The sequence below is a fragment of the Arachnia propionica genome (assembly GCF_037055325.1).
In the GTDB taxonomy this organism is placed as follows: domain Bacteria; phylum Actinomycetota; class Actinomycetes; order Propionibacteriales; family Propionibacteriaceae; genus Arachnia.
On the sequence record NZ_CP146373.1, the window covers coordinates 2,581,224 to 2,607,828 of the forward strand.

Sequence of the window (26,605 nt, forward strand, 5' to 3'; positions counted from 1 at the left end):
ATGTGGGTCATCCGGCGAGGCCATTGCGGTGGGCCCACACCACCACCTGCACCCGGTCCCTGGCGCCGATCTTGGGCAGGATCCGGGTCAGGTGGGATTTCACGGTGCTGGTCTCGACCACGAGTTCGGTCGCGATCTCTGCATTCGACATGCCCGCGGCGAGAAGTTTCACGATCTCCAGTTCCCGGGCCGTCAGCTTCCGGATCTCGGTTGTGTTTCCGGCGGGCGCGTGACGGCGGGCGAACTCCGCGATCACCCGGCGGGTGACGGTGTGGTCCACCAGCCCGTACCCAGCGGCGAGGCGACGGACGGCGTCGACCAGTTCCTCCGGTTCGCAGTCCTTGAGGATGAATCCGTCGGCCCCGGCCTCCAGCGCACCGAAGACGTCGGCATCCAGGTCGAAGGTGGTGACCACGAGCACGGCGGGGCTTCCGTCCTGACGGGAGGCAACGATCTGCCGGGTGGCCGTCAAACCGTCCCCGGCGGGCATCCGCAGGTCCATGCACACCACGTCGGGGCGTTCACGAGCCACCACGGCGACGGCCTCCCGACCGCCCGCGGCCTCACCCACGACGGCGATGTCGCCGTGTTCCTCCAGCAGAACGCGGAACCCCGCCCGCACCACCGCCTGGTCGTCCACCAGCACCACTCGAATCACCGTTCCTCCTCGTCCTCCCCGCCGATCACCGGCACGACGAGCCGGACCCGCCAGCCGCCTTCCGGGGTGGGACCGGTCTCGAGGGTTCCCCCGGCCGCGACCGCCCTTTCCCGCATCACCTTCAGGCCGACACCTCCTGTCCTGGACTCCCCTTGACGCTGCGCGGAACCATTGACGATGGTCGTCTCCAGCTGGTCGCCGGTCTGCGTGACGTCGATCCGCAGCCACGCTCCCGGGGCGTGTTGCAGGGCGTTGCTGATGGCCTGTTGAACCACCCGGTAGACCGCCCTGTCGGCGATCGGGGACAGCGCAGGTCGCGGGAACGGAGGAATGAAGGACACCTCGACCCCGAGGTCGCGGGTGGTGGAGATGAGATCCGGGAGGTCGCGCAGGCCCGCCACGGGGGTGGCGTTCTCGCGCAGCAGCCCCACCACCGATCGCAAGCCGTCGAGGGTTTTCTTGCTCTGCGCTCTCAGCTGCGCGGCGGCTTCTTTGGCGGTCTCGGGGTCGCGGTCGATGAGCCGCCCGACCGCCGCGGACTGCACGACGATGCCCGCCAGATGATGGGCGGCGACGTCGTGCAGTTCCCCAGCGACCCGGCGACGTTCGTCGATCAGGGCCAATGCAAGTTGGTGCTGGTGCTCGCGGACCTCCCAGTCGCGCTGCTGCTGCATGCGCTGGGTCCGGCTGGCCAGCATCACCCCGCCGAGCATCGGCACCAGGTAGAAGGAGAACTTGCCGAGCACGAAGGTGAGGACCTCCGCCCACCGCCCCGGGTCCGGGGAATCCCGCACCACGATGACCACGGCCTCGGCCAGCCCCAGGATCCCCACCAACAGCCCGCCCCGCAGGGGTGGCAGCCGGAGCCCGATGCCGAACCCGGCGGCCGCCTGCGCCACCCAGGCGAAGGTGAATCCTCTGGGCATCAGCACCATCATGGCCAGCTGCGCTCCCCAGACCAGGAACTGGCACACCACGGGGTGGCGGCGCCACAGCACCAGCACGATCCCCTGCGCGCCTCCTAGGCACACCAGGACCGCATAGTTATCCCGGGCCCGGGAGCCATAGCCCAGGGCCAGCGCGGTGGCCTGAAGAATCCCGCAGCCGACGGCCAGCAGCAGGTCGCCGCGACGGATCGGAACGGGGGTGTTCACGGCGTCATTGTTCCGCACTCGGCGAGGAAGGCGCGGGTCACCTCGTTGATCCTGGTGTGCTGCTCGTGATGAACCAAGTGGCCGGCATCGAGGGTCTCGACCCGGTGACACCGACCCTCACCAACGTACGCGCGCAACGCCCTCTGGCTCTCCTTCATGTTCTCCTCCCGGCCCCTGCTGGTAAACACCAGCACCGGCAGGTCCTGGGCGAACCGAAGCTCCTTGGTCTGCTCGACAGCCTCCTTGAGGCTCTTCCTCTGCCGCACCGTCTCCGGCGACATCGCATTCCAGCTGGTCAGCATCGCCTGCTTGTCCACATTTTCCCTGCTGTAACCCTGCTCCAACAAGGACGATTCCACGCCACGAATCGCCTGCACCACCCGCACGCCACCAAGACGCGCCAGAGTGGTCAAGACCCCGGAGAAAAAGCTGGCCCGCCAATCGTCTTCCGGCGGGGAGGCGGTGGCGGGATTCGTCGGGTCGAGACCCACGAACCCGCTCACCTCGCCGGGAAACGTCTCGATGAACTTCTGGGAGTACAAACCCGCGAGCGAATGCCCCATCAGCACGTACGGACCCGGCACCCCCGCGCCGTGCAGGGCGGTATGCACATCCCTGGCGACGTCCCCCGGTAGCATCGGGGAATCCGACCCCTCGCTCCATCCGTAGCCGAAGGGCTCCACAACCGTCACCCTCGCCCACTGCGACAGCTCCTGCGTCAAGGGTTCGAAATCAAGCACCGGCGCCGGGACGCCCAGCCCCGGGAGCAGCACGATGCTGGCCTCACCCTGACCGACGGTGTGGACGTGCATCCTGCGGCCGCCGACATCAACCATCACCCCCGGGGCTGGATTCGCCGCCCGTTCGCTGGCGGTCATGGCCATGTCCGTGACCTTCATCACCCCAACGAGCAGCGCCAGTACCATCACCGTCACACCCAGCGCCCGCACGAATCGACGCCGCTTCCGGGGCCTCCCGGAGTTCGTGGCGTCCTCCTTCTCCGCGACCAGCCTGCGAAGAGCGTCGCCATTGCCCGCGTCAGACACGATTCCTCACCTTTCCTCGCCGGCCACCGCCGGCATCTGGGTCCTTCTCATCCAGCCAGGCATCCAGATCCGCCTTGACCAGCTCATGAGCCCCTCCGGTTGCGACACCCGAGGCCCAGGAGCGGACGACGCCCCTGAACCACAGGCACTCAACAACACCGTCACCACGACGGCACAACCTGCCATGATGCGCTTCAGCACCCTCATCTCCGCTCCTTTTCAATCATCCCTCCATGCTGTCGGTATTGCCACGAGATCCGCTACGGGCCCGGGAAGGAACCTCATTTACGACCTGCGATGCAAGCAGCTCCTTCCCGGCAGACACCGCCGGGGGAGCCGGGTCTGCCCCTCCATCAGGGACATCTGCGTCGTCGCTGATCGCTGTCACTCGCCATCACTGCCGCTGACGGCGGCCAGGCCGTCCCATGCTCCACGCCTCGGCCTTCCACGTTCCCGGCACAGTGGCGAGAGCATCAACCACTTCCCCCACCTGACCGTGGCGGTTCACCCTCTCGGAATGGCCGCACCCACGAAGCTTTGTACGCTTTCCCGTACAGGAGGTGGCCGTGAAGACCATGTCGTACACCGAGTCCCGGGCCAACTACGCAGCGGTGTCCTCGGTGAGGTCGTGAACAATCGCTAGGAGATCGTCATCACCCGGGCGGGACACGAACCCGTCGTGATCGTTTCGCTGGAGGAGTACCAGTCCCTCCGCGAGACCGCCTGCCTGCTGTGCTCACCCGCCAACGCCCAGGCTGACCAGCGCCATGGAGCAGCTCGACAGGAACGACGGCACCCAGCACGACCTCCTCGACGACCACTGAGATGCGGATCTGCTGGGCCAACGAGGCGTGGGAGGACTACCTCTGGTGGTAGGCCCGGGGCCGTCGGACCTTGAAGAGGATCAACTCCCTGATCCGGGACATCGCCCGCAACGGGAACGAGGGGCTGGGTAAACCGGATTCCTCGCAGCCCGGCTCAACCAGCGTCAAGGAAGACGTGCCTCATAGACTGACTTTCATGGAGATTGATGTCCTTGGATGGCTCAGCGGTCGCCGGAACCCCCAGCTCGTGACCGCCGACGACGCCCTGCCCGGGCGTGACACGCCTGTCCTGGGCACCATGCCCCGACATGCCGTGCTCGGCCTGCGCCTGGACGAGGTCCCTGAGGGCTGTGAGGTCGCCTATTTCGCGATGGGGTGCTACTGGGGTGAGGAACGGCTGTTCTGGAGCACCGACGGCGTGGTCAACACCGCCGTCGGGTTCATGGGAGGCTTCACCCCGAACCCCACATATCGCGAGACCTGCACCGGACGCACCGGACACACGGAAACAGTTCGGGTGGTCTTCGACCCGTCACGCATCAGCTACGAGGACCTGCTGAGGATCTTCTGGGAGAACCACGACCCCACCCAGGGCTTCCGGCAAGGCAACGACATCGGCACCCAATACCGGTCCGCGATCTTCCCGGTCGATGCCGCCCAGCACGCGGCAGCCATCGCATCCCGCGATGCCTTCCAGACCCGCATGACCGAAGCCGGATTCGGCGAAATCACCACTGAGATCACCAATGGCGCCACCTTCTACCACGCGGAGGAGGAACACCAGCAGTACCTGCACAAAAATCCGGGAGGCTATTGCCCGAACCACGCCACCGGAGTCGCATGCACATGATGGTTCTCACCCCAAAGAATGACCTGGATCAGGACATGGGTTTTGCGACCCGATCCAGCACTGCCCCTAGAATGAACCGGTGAATCTGCGCCGCGTCATCGTCATCGCGATGGTCGTGCTGCTCGCAGGATGCGCGTCCACATCTGATCCCGCCCCCTCCCCGACCCCCTCCGTTGCCATCTCCGTGAGCGCAACCCCGGATGCGAACGTCACACCGACACCGACGGTGGCCTTCCCAGTACCGATGAGCGTCACTCAGGACCTCACTACGGGCGGTGCGAAACAGATCGTGCGCCGCATGATGGAAATCACGAACAACCGCCCCGCATTGAAACTCGATGTTTCGACCTCCGAGGTGACCCTCACGGTGCTGGACACAACCCAGAAACCGTTCACCCTGCGGTGGCGCGCCAATCAGATCACCCCTGCGGATTCCGACATCCAATACCTGGGACAAACCACCTTCCGCCCAACCGATTATCCACTCGGAAACATCAACGATTTGTTCGATACCGCCACTCGCATGGGAGCGACAGGGATGGAAAAGATCATGCAGATCGTCGAGCAGCGCTCCGGCGAGGTCTACCTCACCGTCACCACAATCCCCGAGACGAAAACCGTGTTCTTTGAGAAGGACGGCACCCCGGTGCGCAACCTCGGCTACACATCCGTGGCGGACCTGACCGACGGCCTGGCTGCCGTCATCGCTGGAAGCCGCGCCGCCACACAGATCGGTTTCGGACCCAACACCGGGTACTGGATCGACCTGCCGGCGAACAACGGCATCACCGAACGACGCATCCGTTCCGCCGCACTGCCGGTGTACACGACCAGAATCAAGGAGGCGTCCTCCCTCACCCCCTTCGATCCGACCCAACTCGACGCCCTGGTGTTGGCGCGTTCAATTCAGAAGTTCAATTCCGGTTCCAAGGCGGAGTGCAAAATCGAGGTGGACAACCGCTACAGGCAAAAAACCCCGATCATCCGCTACGACTGCGGCGGCAAGGTGCATTTCACAGCCCCCGACGGCACCGAGTACTCCGAGGATCAGCTGAGACAGTGAGCTCTCTGCTGTACAGCTGGTTGAGTCAGCCGGCAAGAGAGAGGTCCCTCAGTCGAGCAGTCCCATGCGTTCAGCCTCGGCGCGCAGCGAATCGCGGGCCTCAGGCCTGGCCGCCTCGATCAGGCCCAGCGCCTGGTCGCGCTGGGAAGCCCCGAAGACGCGGGCGGTGTTTTGTTCCGTGACCACCCAGGACGGTTGCAGTGACGTCGTGGGTTCGGTGAGTTTCGGCACGATGGTGGAGCGGTTGGCCTTCGGGTGCCATGACTTCAACGCGATGATCGCCTGCCCGCCCGGGGACTGCAGGGCCCCGACGATGAAGTCGGCCTGCCCTCCGGTACCGGAGATGATGCGGTCGTTGACGCGGGTGGCGTTGATGGCCCCGAACAGGTCGACCTGCAGCGCGGTGTTGATGCTAGTCACCGCCGGTTGTCGGGCGATGTTCCCGGGACTGTTCGTGGTTTCGCAACGCAGCAGCCGCAGCTGCGGGTTGTCGTCGGCCCAGGCGTAGAGCTCCTCGGAACCGTAGGCGAAGGTCGCGGTGATGGGGTGGGTATCGTCGAGGGCACCGGAACGCAGCAGCCCGAAGAAGCCATCAGCCATCAGCTCGGTCCACACCCTGAGTCCACGGCTGTTCCGCAACGCCTGCATCACCGCCTCCGGCAGCGCACCGATGCCGAGTTGGAGCGTGGCGCCGTCGGGCACCATCGCCGCGAGCCTCTCCCCGACCGCCGCGGACTCGTCGTCGATCTTGCCCTCGGGTGCCACCGGCACCGGCTCGGCGATCTCGACGGCCAGGTCGATGTCGTCGACCGACAGCACCCCGTCGCCGTGGATGAACGGCAGGTTCTCGTTGATCTGCGCCACCAGAATCGCGCCGCGCTGTTTCGCGGCGTCGATGGCGCCTGGCAGCACCTGCACCTCGATGCCGAGACTGACCTTCCCGTCAACGACCCGCGAGGTCTGCACCGCGACGACATCCGGAGGCAGCGCCCCACGAAACAGCTGGGGAGTGGTGGACAGCCGCGCCGGGTAGTAGTCGACCCGAGGATTCCCGCGCAGCCCGGAACCGACGAAGGTGGTTTCAAGCCGCACCCCTTCGCGGTCCGGCAGCGCGCCGAGCCCGTTGACGATGAACAGTCGGTACTCGGGAATGGCCGCGTCCAGCAACCCGAGCAGGGCACGTGGGGTACCGAAACTGCCCTGGGTGACGATGCGGGGATTCCCGGGCAGCTCGGGCAGAGCAGCGGCCAGCTGCTCGGGGGCGACGATTCTCACTTCAGCCTCACAGGTCCTGGGTGTCGAAGGTGTTGCAGGAGGAAGGATTACCGGAATCGAAGCCCACACTCAACCAGCGCTGCCGTTGCTCGGAGCTGCCGTGGGTCCACGACTCGGGGTTGACGAATCCACCCTGTTGTTTCTGGATGTGGTCGTCGCCGACGGAACGGGCCGCATCCGCGATGCGCAGCAGGTCGTCCTTGCTGACCGCCTTGATCGGCGAGTTCGAATCCTTCATGACCTGGTTGAACACCACCCCGGCGTAGCAATCGGCCTGGAGTTCAAGCCGCACCTGCGCGGAATCAGCTCCGGTACCGCGCGTGACCTTGCGCATGGTTCCGTCGAGATTCTGGATGTGGTGCCCGAACTCGTGGGCGACGATGTAGAGCTCGGCTGCGTCCCCGCCGGAGGCTCCGAGCTGTTTGAGGAGCTGTCCGACGTAGGAGTCGTCGATGTAGACGGTGGAGTCACCGGAACAGTAGAACGGCCCCATCTCGGTTTGACCCACCCCGCAGGCGGTGTTGATGGTGCCGGAGAACAGCTTCACCGTGGCGTACTTGTAGTTCGTTGCCGTTTTCGACCAGTAGCTCTGCAGGACCTTCTCGTAGAGCAGCCAGCGGCACTCGCGGTTGGTGTTGACGTTGACGTCCTTCTGTTTGCAGTGGTCGAGATCGCTGCCCTGCACCACCGGTTGGGTGTCCTGGCCCGAACTGGATCCGAGCAGGTCGGAGACGTTGATGCCGAACCGCGGGCCGACGAAGACGACCAGCAGCATCAGCACCAACCCGCCGACGCCACCGCCCAGGGCCATCCGGCCACCACCCCCGCCTCCCGAGGCGCGTTGAGTACGCGAATCGGACAGGTCAACGCTGTCGCGATAGTCCATGTGCCACCTCCTCTGACCAGTTCAGCCTAGCCGGGCCGGGCACTCGACACCCTCAGGACGCCAGGACCCCGCGCAGACTCTCGGCGAAGTTCCGCGCCTGCACAGGCGCCAGGTCCCCGTATTGCAGCAGCAATGCAGGCGGATGGTCACGCATCGCGAAATCCCCCAACGTCGAGACCCGATACCCGAGGTCCTCCAGCCGCATCTGCACCACCAGCTCGTCGACCCTCTCGGGCAGGTGCAGCACAAGTTCCGTGCCACTCGGATCGCCGAAGATCCGCACATCGGGCACCAGCTTGCCCAGTGCCGTGAGCAACGCCGCCCGGCGTTCCCCAAACAACGCGAGTGCCCTGTTGCGGTGTCGATACATGGCACCGGAGGACATGTAATGGGCCAGCGCCCGCGCCGAGAAGTCCGAGACCATCGCGACGTCCGCGGCGCGCCTACGGAACTCGTCATCAACTACCAGCCACACCAGCCCCAACTCTGGGGTGATGAGCTTCGAGGAGGAACCGATATAGATCACCCTCGCGCCCTCCCCCGCCATGGAGAACAGAGTCGGCTGGGGGGCATGCCCGTAGGTGAACTCGGCGTCAAGGTCGTTCTCGATGATGACCCCACCGACCCGAGCCGACCACTCCAATAATTCCCGGCGACGCTCAGCACTCATCGCGACCCCTGTGGGCCACTGCCGCGCCGGCGTGACGTACACCACCTTGTCGGCGCCGGTCAGCATGTCAATCCTGAGGCCTTCCTCATCCACGGGCACGCAGTGCACCCGACATCCCTCGTTAATGAGGTGTCGCTGCACCCTCGGATATCCGGGATCCTCGATGGCAACCCCGCAGCCTCGCAGCTCCAGCCCGTGGACGATGTCCGCGATCACGCTTCCAATGCACGGTCGCAACACGATCCGGTCAGGTTCCAGCACCATTCCACGAAAGGAACGCAAGTGGTCGCTGAGCGCCTTCTGCAGGGCCGCGATGCCGCTCGTCGTCTCGAATGGATCAATGGCCTCCCGCCACGCCCGGTTCCAATCCCGCAGATTGATCATGGAGTTGTCCGCTCCCCCGGGAACAGTCAAGTTCACCGATGGGACGGCATCGATCTGGCTCCTGGCCGTTGTTTCCTCAGCCTCGGGTGGGCAACCTCGCAGCAGATCCCGCGCGCCCTGACTGATGCGGGTGCCGCTGCCCTGCGAGGACGTGACCAGGCCCAATCCGCCGAGAATTTCATAGGCCTCGACGACACAGGAACGTGAGATGTCGTACTCCTCGGCGAATCTCCTGGACGAGGGCAAGGGGTCGCCGTCGACGAGGCTGCCGTCCTCGATCCCACGTCTGATCGCCGCGACGACGCGATGGGAAATCGGCGTGACCCCGGGATCGAGGACCAGGCGCTGCTGGATTGGTAGTGCGGTCCTTGCCATGCCAGACAGGCTACCCAGCGGTCGAGTCCCTCGGGCCGATTGAGACCCAGCCTGCAGGAAACTGGCTCGACGGACACCACCGGGACCACCCAAGAGGCACCGCTCCATCCCTCAAAGTGGTCTGCCGTTTTCGTGCTAAGTGGTCTGGGAAACTTCCTGCTGGATCGGCAGCATGTTCCTGTCCGTGGGTGCACGGGTGGCCGTGGGCGGCCTCGTGACGCGGATGCGAGTGGGATCCCACCACGGGGTCCGGACAAGATAACGGGACGGCATGGGAGTCGCAGTGGGCATCAACGAGATCATCCTTTGGATATTGATGCTGTGCATGGTCCTCGGCGGCATAGACCGGGCCATCGGAAACAAGTTCGGTCTGGGCGAACAGTTCGAGGAAGGCTTCAACGCCCTCGGTCCCCTGGCACTCGCCATGGTCGGCATCATCTCGCTCTCACCGGTACTCGCGAAGCTGCTGGGGCCGATCATCAACCCGGTCTACTCACTCGTCGGCGCTGACCCCGCAATGTTCGCGGGTACCCTGCTGGCCTGTGACATGGGCGGCTGGCCCCTGGCCCAGCAGATGACGGCAAACCCGCAGGCGGCGCAGCTGTCGGGTCTGGTACTCGGCTCCATGATGGGCGCGACGGTCGTGTTCACGATTCCCGTCTCCCTCGGGATCATCGAGAAAGACGACCGCGGTTTCCTGGCCAAGGGAATCCTGGCGGGCATCTGCACCATTCCCGTCGGCGTGTTGATCTCCGGTCTGATCGCGGGCTTCCCGATCGGCATGGTGCTGATCAACCTCATCCCCATCGTCGCTGCCGCTCTGCTCATCGCTTTCGGTTTGTGGCGCTTCCCCAACGCCATGACCACAGGCTTCGAGTGGTTCGGCAAGATCCTGCTCGCCATCATCACCGTCGGTCTCATGATCGCGGTTTTCGAAGAGGTGCTGCACATCAAGATCATGCCCGCGGGGTGGGAACTCACACCCGTCACCAAGGGCCTCGAAACGGTCGGGCTCATCGCCATCGTGCTGCTGGGCGCCTTCCCTGCGGTCTTCCTCATCATCAAACTGGCCAGCAAACCCCTCGGCAAGGTGGGCAAGCTCATCGGAATCAACGACACCGCAGCCGGCGGCATGATCGCCACCTTGGCCAACAACATCCCGATGTTCCAGGTCATGAAGGACATGGACAACCGCGGCAAGGTGGTCAATTCCGCCTTCGCGGTGAGTGCCGCCTTCGCCTTCGGCGACCATCTCGGTTTCGTGGCCGGGGCGGAGTCCAGCATGATCGCCGCAGTGATCGCCGGCAAACTTGTGGCGGGCATCGCCGCTGTCGCCCTGGCGCTGCTGTTGTTCGGCAGGTCCCTGCCCAAGGCAGAGGAGGCCCCGGCACCGGAGGCACCCGAAACAGCCACCGAGGGGGCCTGAGACGATGCGGATCGCTCGTGTGATCGGCTCCGCGGTCTCGACCATGAAGCCGGACAACATTCGGGGCTCAAAGCTCCTGATCCTCAGGGCCGCCACCCCCGACAACGAACTCTACGGTGATCCCTTCGTGGCGGTGGACATGGTCAGCGCAGGCGCTGGGGAGCTCGTCCTGGTGGCCGATGGAAGCGCTGCCCGTCGCGGCCTGGACAACGACAACGCCCCCGTCGACTCGGTGATCATGGCGATCCTCGACTCCTTGGAGGTCGAGGGTTGCGTGACCTTCAGGAAGCTTTGATCCCATGGCAACGAAATCCAGGGAGATGCTCAGCGTCGGGATCGACATCGGAACGACGACGAGTCAGCTCGTCCTCTCGCGCCTGTCGGTCAGCAACCACGCGCGCGTCGGCCTGGTACCGCGCCTCGACGTCGACGAGCGCACGGTCCTCTACCAAAGCGAACCCCATCTGACACCGCTGTCAGCCCCTGACGAGATCAACGTCGGGGCGCTGGTGGGAATGATCCACCGCGAGTACGAACGCGCGAACATCGACTCCTCGCAGGTAGAGACCGGGGCGGTCATCATCACCGGCGAAACCGCCCGCACCCGCAACGCGGAAGCGATCCTCCAGGGTCTGTCCGATCTGGCGGGCGAATTCGTGGTCACCGTCGCCGGACCGAGCCTGGAATCCCAGATCGCCGGGCGCGGCTCCGGTGCCAGCGACTGGGCAGCCGAGCACTACGCCACCATCGTAAACGTCGACATCGGGGGCGGCTCCGCAAACGCAGCGATCTTCCGGGCCGGCAAACACGTCTCCTCCGCCGCGATCATGGTCGGCGGCAGGCAGGCCATGGTCAATCCCGACACCGGGGTGCTGGAGCATCTCAAACCCGGCGGCCAGGTGGTCGTCGAGACCCTCGGCCTGACCGACCTCGTGGTCGGCCAACCAGCTCCTGTGCCCGCGCTGCGACGCTTCACCGACGCGATGGCTGACGTCGTCATCGATCTGGTGCTCGGCACGACCTCCCCCTTGGCCGAGAAGCTGGCGCTCACCACTCCCCTCGACATCGACGGCCCGGTCGCGGCCTATTTCGTTTCCGGAGGGGTCGGTGCCGCCTATTACGCGAACCTGCCCTGCTCCACCATCCAGGAGATCGCCCGCTTCGGTGACGTCGGTCCCCTGTTCGCGCAGTCGCTGCGGGAGAATCCGCGCTGGCAACAGCTCCACGTCGAGGAACCCGGACAGACCCTGCGCGCGACCGTGCTCGGGGCCGCGAGCCAACAGGTGACGCTCTCCGGTTCCACGATCTGGGCCGAACGCGAGCATCTGCCGTTGAAGAACCTCCCGGTGATCGAACCGAGGCTGCTCGACGCCGTGCCCGAGTATCGCGACCCGGAAGGTGTCAGGCGCGCCGTCACCCAGGCCGTGAAGCGCTGGGACCGCGGGGAGGCGGACCAGGGGAACTTCGTGATCACTCTCGACCTGCCCCGACGGATGGACTACCCCCAGGTGATAGCCATCGCCACGGGGCTGGCGCTGTTCGCCGACGACTATCTGCCGCGGGGCAAGCCGCTGATCCTGGTCACGGAGGAGGACTACGGGCAGGTGCTCGGCCAGACGATCAAGTCGCGCAGCCCCGATCTGCCGGTCATCGTCGTCGACCAGATCGGTCTCGGAGAGGGCGATTTCATCGACATCGGGGAACCGCTGTTCGAGGGCCGGGTCGTCCCGGTCTCCGTGAAGACCCTCGTTTTCTACCAGTAGGACCTGAAAGGTGAAGGAAACAACCATGCGAAACGGTGTGAAGGAGGTGGCCTGATGCTGCTGCGCACGAAACTTTTCGGTGAAACCTACGAGTTTCGCGACCTGAAGGATCTGCTCGCCAAGGCCAACGAGGAGAAATCGGGTGATCAGCAGGCCGGTATCGCGGCCAAGACCGCGGCTGAACGGGTCGCGGCTCGGCTGATCCTGGCGGAAGTGCCGTTGAGTGCCCTGCGCGAAAACCCGGTCGTTCCCTACGACGAGGACGAGGTGACACGGGTCATCGACGACGCGGTCAACGAGACCATCTACTCGGAGATCAAGAACTGGACCGTCGGCGAGTTCCGTGAATGGATCCTCAACAACAACACCACCAGCGACATGATCCACCGCGTCAGCAACGCCCTGACCGGCGAGATGGTCGCCGCAGTCACGAAACTGATGAGCAACCTGGACCTGGTGGTCGGTGGCAAGAAGATCCACGTGGTCAAGCACTGCAACAACACCATGGGCCTGCCGGGTACGCTCGCCTCCCGCAACCAACCGAATCACCCCACCGATTCCGTCGACGGCATCCGTGCGGCCGCCTACGAGGGCCTGTCCTACGGATCGGGTGACTCGGTGATCGGCATCAACCCCTCCGACGACTCGGTCAGCAGCGTCAGTCGCCTGCTGGAGATGACAAAGGAGATCATCGACCGCTGGGAGATCCCCACCCAGAACTGTGTGCTGGCGCACGTCACCACCCAGATGGAGTGCCTCAAGCGTGGTGTGCCCGTCGGCTTGGTGTTCCAGTCGCTCGCGGGCTCGCAGAAGGCCATGGAGAGCTTCGGGGTCAGCATCGACATGATCGACGAGGCCTACGCGCTGGCGAAGAAGTACTGCTGGACTCCCGGACCCAACTACATGTACTTCGAGACCGGTCAGGGATCGGCGCTGTCAGCGGACGCGCACAACGACGCCGACCAGCTGTGCCTGGAGGCCCGCATCTACTCGATGGCCAAGCGATGGGATCCCTACCAGGTCAACACGGTCGTCGGGTTCATCGGGCCCGAATACCTCTACGACGCCACCCAGATCACCCGGGCGGGCCTGGAGGACCACTTCATGGGCAAGCTCACCGGGATCTCCATGGGATGTGACGTCTGCTACACCAACCATGCCAAGGCGACGCAGAACGACCTGGAGAACCTTGCCGTGCTGTTCGCCGCCGCCGGTGGCAGCTTCATCATGGGCGTACCGCAAGGCGACGACTCCATGCTGTCCTACCAGTCCACCAGCTACCACGACGCCCCGGCGCTGCGACAGGCCCTCGGCCTGAGCCCACTGCCCGAGTTCGCGGCTTGGCTGGAGGACATCGGCCTGTGGAAGGACGGACACCTGACCGACCTGGCCGGCGACCCCTCGTTCTTCCTGAAGAGGTGACCTCACGATGAATGAAAAACTCGAAGAGATCGTCGCCCGCGTCATCGCGGAGTTGAAGCGCGACGGCATCACACCCCCCGACGAGGCCAACCTCGTCCCCGTGCCCGCGGGCAACGGCACCGGCACGTCCGGGGACCTGGTGATCGACCTGCCGGATCCCACCGTGGAATCCGAACGACGCAGGCTGCGGGTGGACAACCCCTACGATGCGGACGGGCTGCGCAACCTGTGCGCAACCACCACCGCCCGGATCGGGATCGGTCGTGCGGGTGCCCGACCCAGGACCGCGTCGCTGCTGCTGTTCCAGGCCGACCACGCCGTCACCCAGGACGCCATCTACGGCATCATCAACGAGGACACCAAGGAGAAACAAAAGCTGTTCACGGTGCACAGCCGGGCCGCGGACCGTTCCGAGTACCTGCTGCGCCCCGATCTGGGACGCCGCCTGACCGACGAGGCCAAGGCCATCATCCAGGAACGCTGCATACAACAACCCGACGTGCAGATCTGCATCGGCGACGGCCTGTCCGCGGCAGCCATCTCGAACAATCTGGGCGACATCTACCCGGTGATCGAGCAGGGTCTCAGCTCTGCGGGACTCACCCTCGGCACGCCGTTCCTGATCGAGAACTGCCGCGTCGGGATCATGAACGACGTGAACACGATCGTGCAGGCGAAGGTCGTGCTGCTGCTCATCGGTGAGCGTCCCGGACTGGGTATCGCGGACGCCATGAGCGTCTACATGGGCTTCGACCCGCAGCCCGGCAAGAGCGACGCCGACCGCGACCTGATCTGCATGATCACCACCCACGGCGGCACCAACCCCCTCGAGGCCGGCGCCTACGTCGTCGAGGTGGTCAAACGAATGATCCAGCACAGCGCATCCGGCGTGAAGCTACGTGCGCTGTCCGGTGGCGAGGACTGAGGAGACGACCATGGCCATTCTCGATCCCGTCAGGCCCACCATCCTGGCGGCACGCATCATCTCCAACGTGGACCAGGGCTTCGCGAAGCATCTGAACCTCAAGGACCATCAGCGCTCCCTGGCGCTGGTCACCTGTGACATCGACGACGCGCTGTACGTCTCCCTCGACGAGGCGACCAAGTTCGCCGAGGTCGACGTGGTCTACGCGAAGAGTTTCTACGCCGGTTCCGGTTACCCGTCGGGTCCCCTCTCCGGTGAGATCATCGGCATCCTGGCCGGGCCAACCCCCGCGGAGGCCCGCTCCGGCCTGGACGCCTGCATCGCCTACGCCGAGGAGGAAGCCTGCTTCTACACGGCCAACGAGGCCGGGGATCTGACCTTCTTCCCGCACCTGATCAGCAGCACGGGCAGCTACCTCAGCGAGGCAGCGGGCATCACCCGCGGCGAGCCGCTGGCCTATCTCATCGCTCCCCCGCTGGAGGCCACGCTCGGTCTTGACGCAGCCATGAAGGCAGCCGGGGTGGAGATGAAGGTGTTCTACGAGCCGCCCTCGGAGACCAACTTCGCCGGTGGCCTGCTCACCGGCACCCAGAGTGCCTGCCGCGCGGCCTGCACCGCCTTCCAGGACACCGTTCTCGACGTGGCGGTCTCGCCTCGAAAGTACTGAAGGAGAATTCAGTGACACACATCGACAAGGATCTGGCATCCATCCAGCAGGCCCGCGACCTGTGCAATCAAGCCCGCGAGGCGATGCGCAGCTTCCAGTTCGCCTCCCAGGAGGAGGTCGACCGGATCTGTGAGGCGATGGTCGAGGCCGCAGTCGCCGAGGCCGCCCGGCTCGGGCAGCTCGCCCACGAGGAAACCGGTTTCGGTTTCCCCCTGCACAAGAAACTGAAAAACGAGTTCGCGTCCCGGAACGTGTGGGAGTACATCAAGGACACCCCCACCTGCGGGGTGTTGCACCACGACAAGGAACGCAAGATCGTCGAAATCGGCGCTCCCGTCGGTGTGATCGTCGCGCTGACTCCCTCCACGAACCCGACCTCGACGGCGATCTTCAAGTCGCTGATCTCGGTCAAGGCCCGCAACGCGGTCATCGTCGCCCCCCACCCGTCGGCGTCGAAGAGCACCGCCGAGGCGGTGCGGGTGATCAGGGAGGCCGGCGAGCGGGCGGGCATGCCTGCGGGACTGATCTCCTGCCTGGAGAACCCGACGATCCAGGGAACCACCGAGCTGATGAGCCACCACGCCACCTCGATGATCCTGGCCACCGGTGGTCCCGGCATGGTCAAGGCCGCTCACAGCCAGGGCAAACCGGCCCTCGGTGTCGGCCCGGGCAACGTGCCCGCCTACGTGGACCGCAGCGCCCATGTCGTCAAGGCCGCCAGGATGATCGTCGAGTCGAAGTCGTTCGACTGCTCCACGATCTGCGCCACCGAGCAGGCGGTGATCGCCGACCGGCCCATCGCGGAGCGCCTGAAGGCCGAGATGCAGGCCCACGGTGCGCACTGGCTCACCAAGGAGGAGGCTGACACGCTGGCCGCGGTGATGTTCCGCCCGAACGGAATGATGGTCGCCGGTCTCGTCGGTCGTACCCCGCAGTACATCGCGAAGAAGGCCGGCATCCAGGTGCCCGAGACGGCCCGCATCCTCGTGGCCGATCTCGAGGGCATCGGTCCCGACCACCCACTGTCGCGTGAGAAACTCACCACCGTGCTCGGCTTCATGGTCGTGGACGGCTGGCGTGAGGGCTGCGACCGCGCCATCGAGATGCTCACCTTCGGTGGCGACGGCCATAGCATCGTCGTCCACTCACGCGACGAGGAAGCGGTCCTGACCTTCGGCATCGAGAAACCGGCTTTCCGGATTCTCGTCAACACCTGGGGTTGCCTGGGCGGGGTCGGGTACACCACCGGGCTGGCACCGTCACTGACGCTGGCGCCCGGAGGTGTCGGCGGCGCTGCTGTCAGCGACAACATCACCCTCACCCACGTCCTCAACGTCAAGCGTCTCGCCTACCATCTGCGCGACGCCCCCGAGGTCGCCAAGCTGTGGGGTGGTCGTGGTTCGGCCCCCGCCTCGACCCAAGCCACCTCGAACGATCCGGGACAGGACGCGATCGACCGGATCGTCGCCCAGGTGCTGGCCGAGATGCGCGGCACCAGCTGAGCGTGGAAGGAGCTGAGACGTGACCGCGACCAATCAGGCTTCAACGGCATCGACCAAGGAGGAGAAAGCTCGAAACACCAGCAAGACACCGGCGCAGAAAGCACCGGCGTCCACGTCCGGGTCCGCCACCGTGGCGAAGCCCCGGGAAGAAACCGACCAACAGCCACAGACCACTAACAGAAGGAGCACTTCCATGGCTGATGTAACTATGACCGCTCTCGGCATGGTCGAGACCAAGGGCCTCGTAGGCTCCATCGAAGCGGCCGACGCGATGGTCAAAGCCGCCAACGTGACCCTGATCGGCAAGGAACAGATCGGCGCCGGACTCGTCACCGTGATGGTCCGCGGCGACGTCGGCGCCGTGAAGGCCGCCACCGACGCCGGTGCCTCCGCGGCGTCGCGCGTCGGCGAGCTGGTGAGCGTCCACGTGATTCCCCGTCCTCACAGCGAGGTCGAGCTCATCCTGCCCAAGACCAAGGGCTGATCCTGTATCCACCGGGCCTGTGTGCTGGCCGGGAGATCTCCGGCCAGCACACAGGGGTGGTTTTCCGCCCTCGTTCACTGAAGGAGCATCATGTCCACACGCACCGTCATCTCCGCGGATCACGTCGCCCAGGCCGCAGCCAACGGACGACTCACCGTCCCCGAAGGAGCGATCGTCACCCCACTGGCCCGGGACCGTGCCGCCGAGCTGGGCGTCAAGCTCGAATCCGAGGGTTCCGCCCCCACACCCCTCCCCCCTGCCGCCTCTGCACCGACCACGTCATCGGACGACGACCTCACCCAGCGCATCCGGACCCTTGTCACCTCGATGCTCGCCAACGACGTCACCGCGACGGCAGCGAGTCGTACACGTTCCGTCAAGCTCTGCCGCGCCGCCGATGCGGTCACCGAGCCGTTCCCCTACCCCGGACCAAAACCCGGCCAGCAGGTGCGCACCGGGGATGTCGTCACCTCCGACGACGGTTCCCCGATGGCCGCCGGCTACATGACCCTGACCGAGGGCAGTTTCCCCTGGGAGTTCAGCTACGACGAGATACAGATCGTGCTCGAGGGTGAACTTCACATCGGAACCCCCGAAGGCACGAAGATCGCCACACCCGGCGACATCATGTACGTACCCAAGGGCTCCACGATCACCTTCGGCACACCAAGCTGGACCAGGTTCGTCTACGTCACCTTCCCCGCCGACTGGGAGTCGGGACTGTGACCGTCGTCACCGAGGCGGAACTCCGCGACCAGCTGCGTCGCCCCACCCTCGGGGCCACCGTCACGGTGCCCGCAAAGGCCCGGCTGACGCCCTCCGCCCAGGACTTCATCAAACAATGGCAGCTCAAACGGGTCGATCCCTCGCAGCCAACACCGGGGACCGCGCCCGCGGCGTCGTCGCCGAGCACTCCTCCCGGACACGGGGAAACCGCCGACACCTCGTGGCAGCAGGAGTCGGTGTTCCCGATCAACCGTCCGCAGCATCCGCGTTGTGACTGCTGCGGAGGCGAGCTCACCCGCAAGGGCGACAACATGACCCAGCTCAACGACGAGGTCTTCGTGGTCAAGACACATCCCCGGATCCGGCTGCGCGGCAAGTTCGACAGCCTGCACGCGCTGGTGCTCATGGCCGAATGTCAGGCACGTAGCACCGGTCCTGACTGGCTGGCGGAGTCGCTGGCCGTCCTGGCCGCGTACTGCCGGGAACTCACCAGCGCCGAATACCATCAGCGGGTCGTGGCGCCGTTGTCCCTGCCCGGATGGGACGAGAAGTCCATTCACAAGGCCACCCACGACCCGGACTCCGTTCTGGGCGTGCCCCATGAAACCCTCGACGGTTCATCGCCGGTGTTGTCGCACTGGCTGAATCTGTGCCGCACCAGCTCCCGCGAACTGGAGATCGAGGCGCTGACGGCACTGCCATCCCAGGACGATCCATTCGCGGTCTCCCTGAACCACGCGCTCAACAGGCTCTCCAGCGCGTTCTATTTCCTGCAGCTGCTCCTGTCGCAGACCAGCCGCACATCCAGGTGAACACTTCAGAAGGACAGGTCCATGCCCAGACACGTGATAACCCAACAGGACATCACCCAGGCCCTCGCCGATGGCAGGACCGAACTGACGCTGCGTCCAGACAGCATCGTCACCGCGTTGGCAGCCGAGGTGGCCCAGCAGAAAGGCATCCGTCTGGTGCGGGCCTGTGAGGAAACCCACGGGGCGGCTCCCGCAGAAGCCGCGAGGCAGCCTGTGTTCGGGCGTTCCGACGTCCGCAACGCCGTGATCGCACGCTACGGCGGCGAACCTGATGGTCTCGACCGTGTCCTGGACCGGGTGCTGGGGCGCTGACATGACCCGAGCCGTTCTTCACATCGCACCCGTCCGGCCCGACATCAGCGTCGAGGAAACAGCTCGCCGTCTCCTCACGGAGCTGGAGAACCGAGCCGTTCACGTAAACCTCGGCCCACTCTTCGCCGCCGATCCCGTCACCGCGGCCACGGATCCCGACCGTGTCTTGTCGGCTGCTGTGGAGGCGGTGGAGAAAGTCAGTGGGGATGTTGTGGTGACCTCCGCGCAGCTGCCGGAGGCACTTCACCCGGTGGCGTTCACGCTTCAGGCCCGGCTGGCCACGGAGCTGGGGGCCGGCCTGGTGCTGGTGAGCGACGGCAATGACGGCTCCCTGGAACAGGTCGCCACGGCAGCGGCCACCGACCTCCACGCCACGGTGGTCGGTGTGCGGCTCGTCGATGGCAGCTGGACTGGAAACTCCGGCAGTGCATCGTCCTACCGTTTGCTCAGCGGGTCGTTCAGCAACCACGTCACCGATCCGACGCACATCACCATTTCCCCCAAGGAAAGCGCCGGCGACGTGCTGAAACGCCTGACCGGGGAGACCTGCCCGGTGGTGCCCGCCGAGCGCATCGACATCCTGGTCGGGCTGATCGTCGGCTTGGCCTCCGGACGGTTCCCGCTCCCCGCGGCAGTCCTGGTCTCCGGCGAGGTGATTCCGGAGTCCGTCACGCGCACCTGGAATCGTTTCGTGCCCACCGTGGCCCTGGTGCAACTCGGCGCTTCCTCGAATGGGGCCGCGGTGCTGGCCCGTGCACGACAGGTCCGGGACGCTCGTCCCGTCACCCCCCTGCTGTTCCAGCGCAGGCTGCTGGACGAGGCACGTGCCGTGGACCAGCGCATCGTGCTGCCGGAAGGCACCGAGCCACGCATCGTACGAGCCGCCGCGGATGTGCTGCGCACGGGAGGCGCCCGGTTGATCCTGCTGGGCGATCCTGAGGCCGTGCGACAGGTGGCCACGTCGGAGGGCGTCGACATCTCCGACGCGGACATCGTCGACCCCACGAACGATCCCCTGCGGGAGCGATTCGCCGACGAGTACGCCGAGCTGCGCGCGAAGAAGGGAATCACCCGAGAGCAGGCCCACGACCGGGTCGCGGACGTCTCCTACTTCGGGACGATGATGGTGCGCGACAGCTTGGCCGACGGCATGGTCTCGGGCGCGGTCAACACCACCGCCCACACGATCCGCCCCGCCTTCGAGGTCATCAGGACCAAACCCGGGGTGTCACTGGTCTCGTCGGTGTTTTTCATGTGCCTGCCCGACCGGGTGCTGGCCTTCGGCGACTGCGCGGTGAACCCAAACCCGACGGCCCCGCAGCTCGCCGACATCGCCATCGCATCGGCTGTGACAGCCGAGCAGTTTGGTCTCGACCCCAGGGTCGCGCTGCTGTCCTATTCCACAGGCACTTCGGGCACGGGTCCGGACGTCGATCTGGTGAAGGAAGCCACCGCCATCCTCCACGAGAAGGCGCCGGGGCTGTGCGCGGACGGGCCGTTGCAGTTCGACGCAGCCGTGGCCGAGTCGGTTGCCCGCTCCAAAGCACCAGGCTCCCCCGTCGCGGGACGCGCAAACGTGCTGATCTTTCCCGACCTGTCTGCCGGCAACGCCGGGTACAAGGCCGTGCAGCGCACCGCGGGCGCCCTTGCGATCGGCCCGGTGTTGCAGGGACTCAACCGGCCCGTCAACGATCTCTCACGCGGCGCACTGGTCGAGGACATCGTCAACACCATCCTGATCACCGCCATCCAGGCGGGCAGGGAAACCCGGTAAGCCACGTTCCCGCGGCTGAAGGAGTGCTCTTCGAAGATCGCGGTCTGCTGGTAGCCGCTGCCTTTAGGATGACACGGTGCGTGTGATTGGTCTTCTTGCCGGTAACGCCGTGGTCGACCTGGTCATCGGCCACGGGGAACATCCCGACGCCACCCTGTACCGGGCCGGTTGGATCGCCAGACGACCCGTGGAAGCGCGGTGTTGTGACGGTGACGTCGTGGTCACCCTGGAGGTTCGTCCCGTCTCCCCCGCTGATGCCCCGCCCGCCGACAGGATGGTGGTGTACGAGGAACCGGGAACCGATGAGGTGCCTGTGATCCGCCAGCGAGTCGGGGCCTACGGCATCGTGCTGTCGGAACGGGGCCTGCTGGGCACGGTCTTGTCGCGGATCACCGGGGCCCCCGGGGCCTGGAACCTGCCGGGCGGTGGTCTCGACGCCGGCGAGGAACCGATGGCGGGTCTGCTGCGCGAAATCCACGAGGAGACGGGGCAGGAGGTCGTCGCCGGGCAGCTGCTGGCCCTCCAGTCGGACCACTGGATCGGTCGCGCCCCGAACGGGGGCTTGGAGGATTACCACGCCCTGCGCATCATCTACTCCGCGACATGCGAGAAACCCAGCCGCCCCCGCGTCCACGACCTGGGAGGGTCGACGGCGCGGGCCGACTGGGTTCCTGTGAAGTCCTGGCGCAAGCTTCCCTGGACCCGCGCGGCTCGGCAGGCGCTGAGCCAGCACCTGCCGAGCCGCTGATCACCGAATCCTGGGGCAGCCCGCTTGCGGGATCAATCCCTGAAGTAGGACAGGATGCGCAGGATCTCGATGTAGAGCCACACCATGGTGACGGTGATGCCGAAGGCCGCACGCCACGATTCATGGGCTGGAGCCTGGGATGCGATGCCGCGCTCGATGTAGTCGAAATCGATCACCAGGTTGAACACGGCAAGGCACACTGCCAGGATCGAGACGCCGATCGCCAGCAGGCCGGCGTTGCTGCCCACAGCCCGCAGTCCGGTGTTGATTCCGAACATGGCGAGCAGGAAGTTCACCAGGAAAACGCCCGCGAGAGCCATGGTTGCGATGGTGACCATCTTGCGGAACTTGGCGGTGACGCGGATGTTGAAGAACTTGTAGGCGGCCAGGGTGGCGGCAGCCGTCACGAAGGTGGCCAGCACCGCGGAGACGACGATGCCCGGCCACGTCACCTCGAAGTACTTCGAGATGCCACCGATGAACAGGCCCTCGAGTGCGGAGTAGAGCAGGACGCCCGCTACCGGGATCTTGTGCCGGAACGAAACGATCAGGGAGACGACGAAGGCGCCGAGTCCACCGACGATCATCACCGGGAACACGAGGTTCAACGGCATCAGGGTGAACGTCGCCGCTGCGGCCCCGAACACCACGAGCAGGGTGATGGCGGTCTTGGCCAGGACGTCGTCCATGGTCATGACACCGACGGGGCTCTGTGGCTGGGGTTGCGCGTATCCGGGCTGGGGTTGTGCATATCCGGGTTGCGGCTGGTAGCCATAGCCCTGCGGCTGGTAGCCGTAGGGCTGCTGATAGGCAGGCGGCTGGTTGAAGGCCGAGCTGCGGGTGAACACGGGATTCGCCATGTGAGGTTCCTTCAGAATCGCGATGACTTTTGTCTCAAGTGTATGTGACCCCACCGACAGGAACGCACAACCGTGCAGGTGCAGGTGACTCCCTGCACACGACGAGCCGGCTTTCGCGAACCCTCAGGCGCGGGCGGTGAGGAACTGGATCAGCGACTCGAAGAACCTGCGACCATCCAGCGACGCCCCCGTCAGCGCCTCAACGTTGTGCTCCGGGTGGGGCATCAGGCCGACGACATTGCCGCGCTCGTTGGTGATCCCGGCGATGTCGTTGGCCGATCCGTTGGGGTTGTCGAGGTAACGGAAAACCACCTGGGCGTTGTCCTCGAGACGTTTCAGGGTCTCGGGGGCGGCCTGATAGTTGCCCTCGCCGTTCTTCAAGGTGATGACGATCTCCTCACCCCTGGCGAAACCACAGGTCCAGGTGGTGTCGATGGATTCGACGCGGAGCCTCTCATCGCGACAGATGAAATGCTGATTGACGTTGCGGATCATGGCGCCGTCGAGAAGGTGGGCCTCGCAGAGCAGCTGGAACCCGTTGCAGATCCCCAGCACTGGCAGCCCCTTGTTCGCGGCATCGATGACGGTTTCCATCACGGGGCTGAACCGCGCGATGGCCCCGCACCGCAGGTAGTCACCGTAGGAGAAACCGCCCGGGAGAATGACGGCATCCACGCCATCGATGGAGTCCGAGCCGTGCCACAGCGGGACGGCCTCGGCACCGCACAGCTTCACGGCGCGCAACGCGTCATGGTCGTCGAGTGACCCCGGGAAGGTGACCACGCCGATGCGGGGCATCAGTCGGTCACCACTTCGTAGGCCTCTATGACTGTGTTGGCGAGCAATTTCTCCGCGGCCTGGGAGACCCGTTCCAGAACCTCGGGGGTGACCTCGCCCTCCACTTCCACCTCGAAGCGTTTGCCCTGGCGGACGGTCATCCCGTCGAACCCGAGGCGCGCGAGGGCACCGGTGACTGCCTTGCCCTGTGGATCGAGGATCTCGGGTTTGGGCATGACGTTAACGACGACGCGTGGCATGGAAACACCCTAGCGGGCCGGCACTGACTGGGATTGGTGCGGCTCGCCCGAAACATCAGGCCAAGGGGTCCTGGAACCGTTGCCCCGTCAGGCGTTCGTAGGCCTCGACGTAGCGGGCGCGGGTGGCCTCGACCACCTCAGCAGGCAGCTCCGGCGGGGTCGTCTCGCGGTCCCATCCGGACTCCTCGGCCAGCCAGTCGCGGACATACTGCTTGTCGAAGCTGGGCAGCGACTCCCCAGGACGCCACAGCTCCGCGTCCCAGAACCGCGACGAGTCGGGGGTGAGCACCTCGTCGGCCAGGACGAGGGTTCCGTCGTCGCGACGCCCGAACTCGACCTTGGTGTCGGCCAGGATGATGCCGCGTCCGGCGGCGATCTGCTCGGCCCGCACGTACACCTCGAGGGTGAGGTCCCGCAGCCGGGTGGCCAGGTCGTCGCCGTGGAGACGGGCGATCGTGGCGAAGTCGACGTTTTCGTCGTGTTCCCCCAGCTCTGCCTTGATGGCGGGGGTGAAGATCGGAGCCGGAAGTTTGTCGCCGTCGCGCAACCCGTCGGGCAGCGGCACCCCGCACACGATCCGCGACCGCTGGTACTCGACCCATCCCGACCCGGTGAGATAGCCGCGCGCCACGCACTCGACCGGCACCATGTCGAGTTTCTCCACGACGATGGCGCGCCCCTTGACCGCGTCGGGAACGTCCACCGAGACGACGTGGTCGGGAACCAGGTCGCGCAGCCGTTCGAACCACCACAGCGACAGCTGCGTGAGCACGGCCCCCTTGCCGGGGATGGGCGTGGGCAGGATGTGGTCGAAGGCGGAGATGTTGTCGGTGGCCACCATCAGCACGTCACCGGCGGGTAGCGCGTACATCTCGCGCACCTTCCCGGCGTGGATGAGGGGCAGACCAAGCGATTCGAACTGGCTCACGACGCCAGCCTAGAGGCTCCGCTGCCGGACGGCGGGAACGCCTGTCCTGTGGTCGAGTACCTGCACCACGGCACACGCAGGCAGCTGCGAACCATGCATGTACGGTGCTCGTGAAACATTTATCATCACACCATGGCTTCACGCGCACTGCCCGAGAACTGGCTGAGGCAGGACCTGATCGTCACCGCCGTGGCCGTGGCGGCGGGATGCCTGATGGCCTGGCTGACCTTCGTCCTGGGGTCAACGACCTTCGCCACCCCCATTGAGACACAGTTGATCGGTTGCCTGCTGCTCCCTCTTCCCCTGATCTGGCGGCGAAGCCACCCGCTGGCCTCCGGGATTGCTGTCAACGCGCTTTACATAGCCTTGGTCAACACCACCGGGATGGATCTCTTCGCATCCCAGGTCACGCTTTTCCTGTCGTTCTACTCGATCGGGGCATGGTCGGCCCGACGCGGGGCGGCTCTCGCCGCCCGGAGCGTCATCAGCATCGCCATGGGATTGAGTGTCTGCCTGAACATACTGGTCAACCTGGGGTCGGCGAAACTGAACGTGCAGTTCGCTTCCGCCAGCACCCTGGCGGCGTTGTTCGCCTTCTTTCTGATGATCAACCTCTCCTTCTTCGCGGGCGCCTGGGTCTTCGGTGACCGGGCCTGGCAGCAGGCTTTGGAGCGGCAGGAACTGGTCGAGGCCAACAGGAACGTCAAGGCGCTGCAGGCCGAGCTGATCAGCCGCGCTATCGAGGAGGAAAGGCTCCGGATCGCGCGTGAGCTGCACGATGTCGTCGCCCATCACGTCACCACCATGTCGGTGCAGGCCGCGGCCACCCGGCGCCTGTTGGGCAGGGACCCGGAGCACACCGAGACATCACTGAAGCAGATCGAGGCCAGCGCGCGACAGGCGGTAAACGACCTGCGCTCGATGGTGTTCACTTTGCGGGAGACCGACGCGACGGAGGAGGGTCTGCCAACCGTGGAGGACATACCGGGCCTGGTGGAATCCGCGCGCCTGGCGGAGGCGCGCGTCAGCTACGAGACGATCGGGGAGCTTCCCAACCTCAGCCCCGCGGTGGAGCTGACCCTCTACCGGGTCGCGCAGGAAGCCCTCACCAACGCCGCCAAGCACGCCGGCCCGACCGCCAGCGTCGCCGTTCGCCTGCGCTCCCGGAAGGATTCCGTGGAACTGGAGGTCTCGGACGACGGTTTTGGGATGCGGCGCAACATCCCGGGTACCGGCACCGGACTGACCGGGATGCGGGAGCGGGTGACGGCCCTCGGGGGCAGCCTCGAGGCCGGTTCGAAACCCCGAGGTGGTTTCCGGGTGCGAGCCGAGATCCCGATGGCGAGAGCGACCGCATGATCCGGGTCCTGCTGGTCGACGACCAGCCCCTCATCCGCACCGGCTTCAAGACCATTCTGGAGACCGAGCCCGGCATCGAGGTGGTGGGCGAGGCGGGCGACGGCGCCCAGGGCGTCGAGCTGGCCCTCGACCTGCGCCCCGACGTGGTCTGCATGGATGTGCAGATGCCTCGGATGAACGGGATCGAAGCAACCCGCGAGCTCACGTCCCGGGGCTGTGGCTCAGCTGTGTTGATCCTGACCACCTTCGACCGCGACGACTTCCTGTTCGAGACCCTCCAGGCGGGTGCGTCGGGGTTCCTGCTGAAAACCGCGGAGGCCGAGAAACTCATCGAGGCCGTGCAGATCCTGGGGCGCGGCGAGGGGTTGCTGTCGCCGCAGGTCACCCGCCGGGTCATCGAACGCTTCACCGCACCCCAGCAGGAACCCCACTGCCCCGGCGGCGCATCAACTGGAGTATTGACGGAACGCGAACACGACACCCTGCTGCACCTGGCACGGGGCCTCAGCAACGCCGAGATCGCGTCCGAGATGTTCGTCAGCCCCGAAACCGTCAAGACCCACGTGTCCAACATCCTCACCAAGCTGGGTTTGCGCGACCGCATCAACGCAGTCATCTGGGCCTACGAGAACGGCCTCATACTCCGGTCGAACTGACCCGAGCGCCAGCGAGCAG

The 26,605-nt window shown here is 65.6% G+C and carries 28 protein-coding genes; 18 read left to right on the top strand and 10 right to left on the bottom strand.

The genetic code is table 11. From position 1 onward, the window contains the following. Window positions 1–7: 7 nt before the first annotated feature. From V7R84_RS11945 to V7R84_RS11955, 3 genes are read right to left on the bottom strand one after another with little or no spacing between them, the layout of a single operon-like run. Window positions 8–658 (bottom strand): response regulator transcription factor, encoded by a 651-nt coding sequence (locus V7R84_RS11945; RefSeq protein ID WP_338569315.1) that lies wholly within the window; start codon window positions 656–658, stop codon window positions 8–10. Further along, complete coding sequence (locus V7R84_RS11950) at window positions 655–1,812, bottom strand: sensor histidine kinase (RefSeq protein WP_338569316.1); 1,158 nt, start codon at window positions 1,810–1,812, stop codon at window positions 655–657. Before V7R84_RS11950 ends, V7R84_RS11945 begins: the two co-directional genes overlap by 4 nt. Then, window positions 1,809–2,858 (bottom strand): alpha/beta hydrolase, encoded by a 1,050-nt coding sequence (locus V7R84_RS11955; RefSeq protein WP_338569317.1) that lies wholly within the window; start codon window positions 2,856–2,858, stop codon window positions 1,809–1,811. The genes V7R84_RS11950 and V7R84_RS11955 overlap by 4 nt, the downstream gene beginning before the upstream one ends. A gap of 679 nt (window positions 2,859–3,537) precedes the next feature. On the opposite strand from V7R84_RS11955, the gene V7R84_RS11960 reads away from it, so the two are divergent. The 3 genes from V7R84_RS11960 (at window position 3,538) to V7R84_RS11970 (ending at window position 5,595) form a co-directional block, all read left to right on the top strand. Beyond that, the gene (locus V7R84_RS11960) at window positions 3,538–3,756 is read left to right on the top strand and encodes a hypothetical protein (protein WP_338569318.1); all 219 of its coding nucleotides are present in this window, start codon (window positions 3,538–3,540) and stop codon (window positions 3,754–3,756) included. Between the two features lie 122 nt (window positions 3,757–3,878). Beyond that, window positions 3,879–4,532, top strand: a complete 654-nt coding sequence (gene msrA / locus V7R84_RS11965) for a peptide-methionine (S)-S-oxide reductase MsrA (RefSeq protein ID WP_338569320.1) — start codon at window positions 3,879–3,881, stop codon at window positions 4,530–4,532. Between the two features lie 79 nt (window positions 4,533–4,611). Beyond that, window positions 4,612–5,595 carry a hypothetical protein gene (locus V7R84_RS11970; RefSeq protein WP_338569323.1) on the top strand — a complete coding sequence of 328 codons (984 nt, stop codon included), beginning with the start codon at window positions 4,612–4,614 and terminating at the stop codon, window positions 5,593–5,595. 48 nt (window positions 5,596–5,643) lie between these two features. On the opposite strand, the gene V7R84_RS11975 is transcribed toward V7R84_RS11970, so the two are convergent. From V7R84_RS11975 to V7R84_RS11985, 3 genes are read right to left on the bottom strand one after another with little or no spacing between them, the layout of a single operon-like run. Next, a complete protein-coding gene (locus V7R84_RS11975) occupies window positions 5,644–6,870 on the bottom strand; it encodes an acetyl-CoA hydrolase/transferase family protein (RefSeq protein ID WP_338569324.1) in 1,227 nt (408 codons plus the stop codon). Between the two features lie 7 nt (window positions 6,871–6,877). After that, a complete protein-coding gene (locus tag V7R84_RS11980) occupies window positions 6,878–7,756 on the bottom strand; it encodes a neutral zinc metallopeptidase (RefSeq protein ID WP_338569326.1) in 879 nt (292 codons plus the stop codon). A 52-nt stretch (window positions 7,757–7,808) separates the two neighbouring features. Further along, the gene (locus V7R84_RS11985) at window positions 7,809–9,185 is read right to left on the bottom strand and encodes a PLP-dependent aminotransferase family protein (RefSeq protein ID WP_338569328.1); all 1,377 of its coding nucleotides are present in this window, start codon (window positions 9,183–9,185) and stop codon (window positions 7,809–7,811) included. Between the two features lie 271 nt (window positions 9,186–9,456). On the opposite strand from V7R84_RS11985, the gene V7R84_RS11990 reads away from it, so the two are divergent. From V7R84_RS11990 to V7R84_RS12050, 13 genes are all read left to right on the top strand, one after another. Beyond that, on the top strand, window positions 9,457–10,611 hold the full coding sequence (locus tag V7R84_RS11990) for an ethanolamine utilization protein EutH (protein ID WP_338569329.1): 1,155 nt from the start codon (window positions 9,457–9,459) through the stop codon (window positions 10,609–10,611). A 4-nt stretch (window positions 10,612–10,615) separates the two neighbouring features. Continuing rightward, complete coding sequence (locus tag V7R84_RS11995) at window positions 10,616–10,906, top strand: EutN/CcmL family microcompartment protein (protein ID WP_338569332.1); 291 nt, start codon at window positions 10,616–10,618, stop codon at window positions 10,904–10,906. 4 nt (window positions 10,907–10,910) lie between these two features. Continuing rightward, on the top strand, window positions 10,911–12,374 hold the full coding sequence (locus tag V7R84_RS12000) for an ethanolamine ammonia-lyase reactivating factor EutA (protein ID WP_338569335.1): 1,464 nt from the start codon (window positions 10,911–10,913) through the stop codon (window positions 12,372–12,374). A 54-nt stretch (window positions 12,375–12,428) separates the two neighbouring features. Then, window positions 12,429–13,796 (top strand): ethanolamine ammonia-lyase subunit EutB, encoded by a 1,368-nt coding sequence (locus V7R84_RS12005; protein WP_338569337.1) that lies wholly within the window; start codon window positions 12,429–12,431, stop codon window positions 13,794–13,796. A 7-nt stretch (window positions 13,797–13,803) separates the two neighbouring features. Further along, on the top strand, window positions 13,804–14,721 hold the full coding sequence (gene eutC / locus V7R84_RS12010; RefSeq protein WP_338569338.1) for an ethanolamine ammonia-lyase subunit EutC: 918 nt from the start codon (window positions 13,804–13,806) through the stop codon (window positions 14,719–14,721). A gap of 10 nt (window positions 14,722–14,731) precedes the next feature. After that, entirely contained in the window at window positions 14,732–15,388 is a 657-nt protein-coding gene (gene eutL / locus V7R84_RS12015) for an ethanolamine utilization microcompartment protein EutL (protein WP_338569340.1), read from the top strand. A gap of 11 nt (window positions 15,389–15,399) precedes the next feature. Further along, a complete protein-coding gene (locus V7R84_RS12020) occupies window positions 15,400–16,890 on the top strand; it encodes an aldehyde dehydrogenase family protein (protein ID WP_338569341.1) in 1,491 nt (496 codons plus the stop codon). A gap of 193 nt (window positions 16,891–17,083) precedes the next feature. Beyond that, window positions 17,084–17,374, top strand: coding sequence for a BMC domain-containing protein (locus tag V7R84_RS12025; RefSeq protein ID WP_338569342.1), 291 nt, complete (start codon window positions 17,084–17,086; stop codon window positions 17,372–17,374). A gap of 90 nt (window positions 17,375–17,464) precedes the next feature. Continuing rightward, window positions 17,465–18,100, top strand: a complete 636-nt coding sequence (locus V7R84_RS12030; RefSeq protein ID WP_338569345.1) for a cupin domain-containing protein — start codon at window positions 17,465–17,467, stop codon at window positions 18,098–18,100. Continuing rightward, window positions 18,097–18,912, top strand: a complete 816-nt coding sequence (locus tag V7R84_RS12035) for a hypothetical protein (protein WP_338569347.1) — start codon at window positions 18,097–18,099, stop codon at window positions 18,910–18,912. The genes V7R84_RS12030 and V7R84_RS12035 overlap by 4 nt, the downstream gene beginning before the upstream one ends. A gap of 21 nt (window positions 18,913–18,933) precedes the next feature. Continuing rightward, entirely contained in the window at window positions 18,934–19,224 is a 291-nt protein-coding gene (locus tag V7R84_RS12040; protein WP_338569349.1) for a hypothetical protein, read from the top strand. 1 nt (window position 19,225) lies between these two features. Beyond that, the gene (gene pta / locus V7R84_RS12045; protein ID WP_338569350.1) at window positions 19,226–20,998 is read left to right on the top strand and encodes a phosphate acetyltransferase; all 1,773 of its coding nucleotides are present in this window, start codon (window positions 19,226–19,228) and stop codon (window positions 20,996–20,998) included. 76 nt (window positions 20,999–21,074) lie between these two features. Continuing rightward, window positions 21,075–21,746, top strand: a complete 672-nt coding sequence (locus tag V7R84_RS12050; protein WP_338569352.1) for an NUDIX hydrolase — start codon at window positions 21,075–21,077, stop codon at window positions 21,744–21,746. A gap of 32 nt (window positions 21,747–21,778) precedes the next feature. Here V7R84_RS12050 and V7R84_RS12055 read toward each other — a convergent pair whose 3' ends face one another. The 4 genes from V7R84_RS12055 to V7R84_RS12070 form a co-directional block, all read right to left on the bottom strand. Then, the gene (locus V7R84_RS12055) at window positions 21,779–22,606 is read right to left on the bottom strand and encodes a Bax inhibitor-1/YccA family membrane protein (protein ID WP_338569355.1); all 828 of its coding nucleotides are present in this window, start codon (window positions 22,604–22,606) and stop codon (window positions 21,779–21,781) included. Window positions 22,607–22,729: 123 nt separating this feature from the next. Further along, the gene (purQ, locus tag V7R84_RS12060) at window positions 22,730–23,404 is read right to left on the bottom strand and encodes a phosphoribosylformylglycinamidine synthase subunit PurQ (RefSeq protein WP_338569357.1); all 675 of its coding nucleotides are present in this window, start codon (window positions 23,402–23,404) and stop codon (window positions 22,730–22,732) included. Further along, a complete protein-coding gene (gene purS / locus V7R84_RS12065; protein WP_338569358.1) occupies window positions 23,404–23,643 on the bottom strand; it encodes a phosphoribosylformylglycinamidine synthase subunit PurS in 240 nt (79 codons plus the stop codon). Before purS ends, purQ begins: the two co-directional genes overlap by 1 nt. Before the next feature lie 55 nt (window positions 23,644–23,698). Further along, window positions 23,699–24,571 carry a phosphoribosylaminoimidazolesuccinocarboxamide synthase gene (locus tag V7R84_RS12070; RefSeq protein WP_338569360.1) on the bottom strand — a complete coding sequence of 291 codons (873 nt, stop codon included), beginning with the start codon at window positions 24,569–24,571 and terminating at the stop codon, window positions 23,699–23,701. A 132-nt stretch (window positions 24,572–24,703) separates the two neighbouring features. Here V7R84_RS12070 and V7R84_RS12075 point away from each other — a divergent pair, with 132 nt between their 5' ends. Together V7R84_RS12075 and V7R84_RS12080 are read left to right on the top strand one after the other, a co-directional pair. Then, on the top strand, window positions 24,704–25,930 hold the full coding sequence (locus V7R84_RS12075) for a sensor histidine kinase (protein ID WP_338569362.1): 1,227 nt from the start codon (window positions 24,704–24,706) through the stop codon (window positions 25,928–25,930). Next, window positions 25,927–26,586, top strand: coding sequence for a response regulator transcription factor (locus tag V7R84_RS12080; protein ID WP_338569364.1), 660 nt, complete (start codon window positions 25,927–25,929; stop codon window positions 26,584–26,586). Before V7R84_RS12075 ends, V7R84_RS12080 begins: the two co-directional genes overlap by 4 nt. Window positions 26,587–26,605: the final 19 nt, after the last annotated feature.

Excerpts from the sequence above, each read along its gene's own strand:
- V7R84_RS11995 (WP_338569332.1), top strand. The coding sequence starts at position 10,616 with ATGCGGATCGCTCGTGTGATCGGCTCCGCGGTCTCGACCATGAAGCCG.
- V7R84_RS12055 (WP_338569355.1), bottom strand. The coding sequence starts at position 22,606 with ATGGCGAATCCCGTGTTCACCCGCAGCTCGGCCTTCAACCAGCCGCCT.
- V7R84_RS12040 (WP_338569349.1), top strand. The coding sequence starts at position 18,934 with ATGCCCAGACACGTGATAACCCAACAGGACATCACCCAGGCCCTCGCC.
- V7R84_RS12000 (WP_338569335.1), top strand. The coding sequence starts at position 10,911 with ATGGCAACGAAATCCAGGGAGATGCTCAGCGTCGGGATCGACATCGGA.
- eutL (WP_338569340.1), top strand. The coding sequence starts at position 14,732 with ATGGCCATTCTCGATCCCGTCAGGCCCACCATCCTGGCGGCACGCATC.
- V7R84_RS11985 (WP_338569328.1), bottom strand. The coding sequence starts at position 9,185 with ATGGCAAGGACCGCACTACCAATCCAGCAGCGCCTGGTCCTCGATCCC.
- msrA (WP_338569320.1), top strand. The coding sequence starts at position 3,879 with ATGGAGATTGATGTCCTTGGATGGCTCAGCGGTCGCCGGAACCCCCAG.
- V7R84_RS12030 (WP_338569345.1), top strand. The coding sequence starts at position 17,465 with ATGTCCACACGCACCGTCATCTCCGCGGATCACGTCGCCCAGGCCGCA.
- V7R84_RS12075 (WP_338569362.1), top strand. The coding sequence starts at position 24,704 with ATGGCTTCACGCGCACTGCCCGAGAACTGGCTGAGGCAGGACCTGATC.
- eutC (WP_338569338.1), top strand. The coding sequence starts at position 13,804 with ATGAATGAAAAACTCGAAGAGATCGTCGCCCGCGTCATCGCGGAGTTG.
- V7R84_RS11990 (WP_338569329.1), top strand. The coding sequence starts at position 9,457 with ATGGGAGTCGCAGTGGGCATCAACGAGATCATCCTTTGGATATTGATG.
- V7R84_RS12005 (WP_338569337.1), top strand. The coding sequence starts at position 12,429 with ATGCTGCTGCGCACGAAACTTTTCGGTGAAACCTACGAGTTTCGCGAC.
- V7R84_RS11980 (WP_338569326.1), bottom strand. The coding sequence starts at position 7,756 with ATGGACTATCGCGACAGCGTTGACCTGTCCGATTCGCGTACTCAACGC.
- purQ (WP_338569357.1), bottom strand. The coding sequence starts at position 23,404 with ATGCCCCGCATCGGCGTGGTCACCTTCCCGGGGTCACTCGACGACCAT.
- V7R84_RS12025 (WP_338569342.1), top strand. The coding sequence starts at position 17,084 with ATGGCTGATGTAACTATGACCGCTCTCGGCATGGTCGAGACCAAGGGC.
- V7R84_RS12080 (WP_338569364.1), top strand. The coding sequence starts at position 25,927 with ATGATCCGGGTCCTGCTGGTCGACGACCAGCCCCTCATCCGCACCGGC.
- purS (WP_338569358.1), bottom strand. The coding sequence starts at position 23,643 with ATGCCACGCGTCGTCGTTAACGTCATGCCCAAACCCGAGATCCTCGAT.
- pta (WP_338569350.1), top strand. The coding sequence starts at position 19,226 with ATGACCCGAGCCGTTCTTCACATCGCACCCGTCCGGCCCGACATCAGC.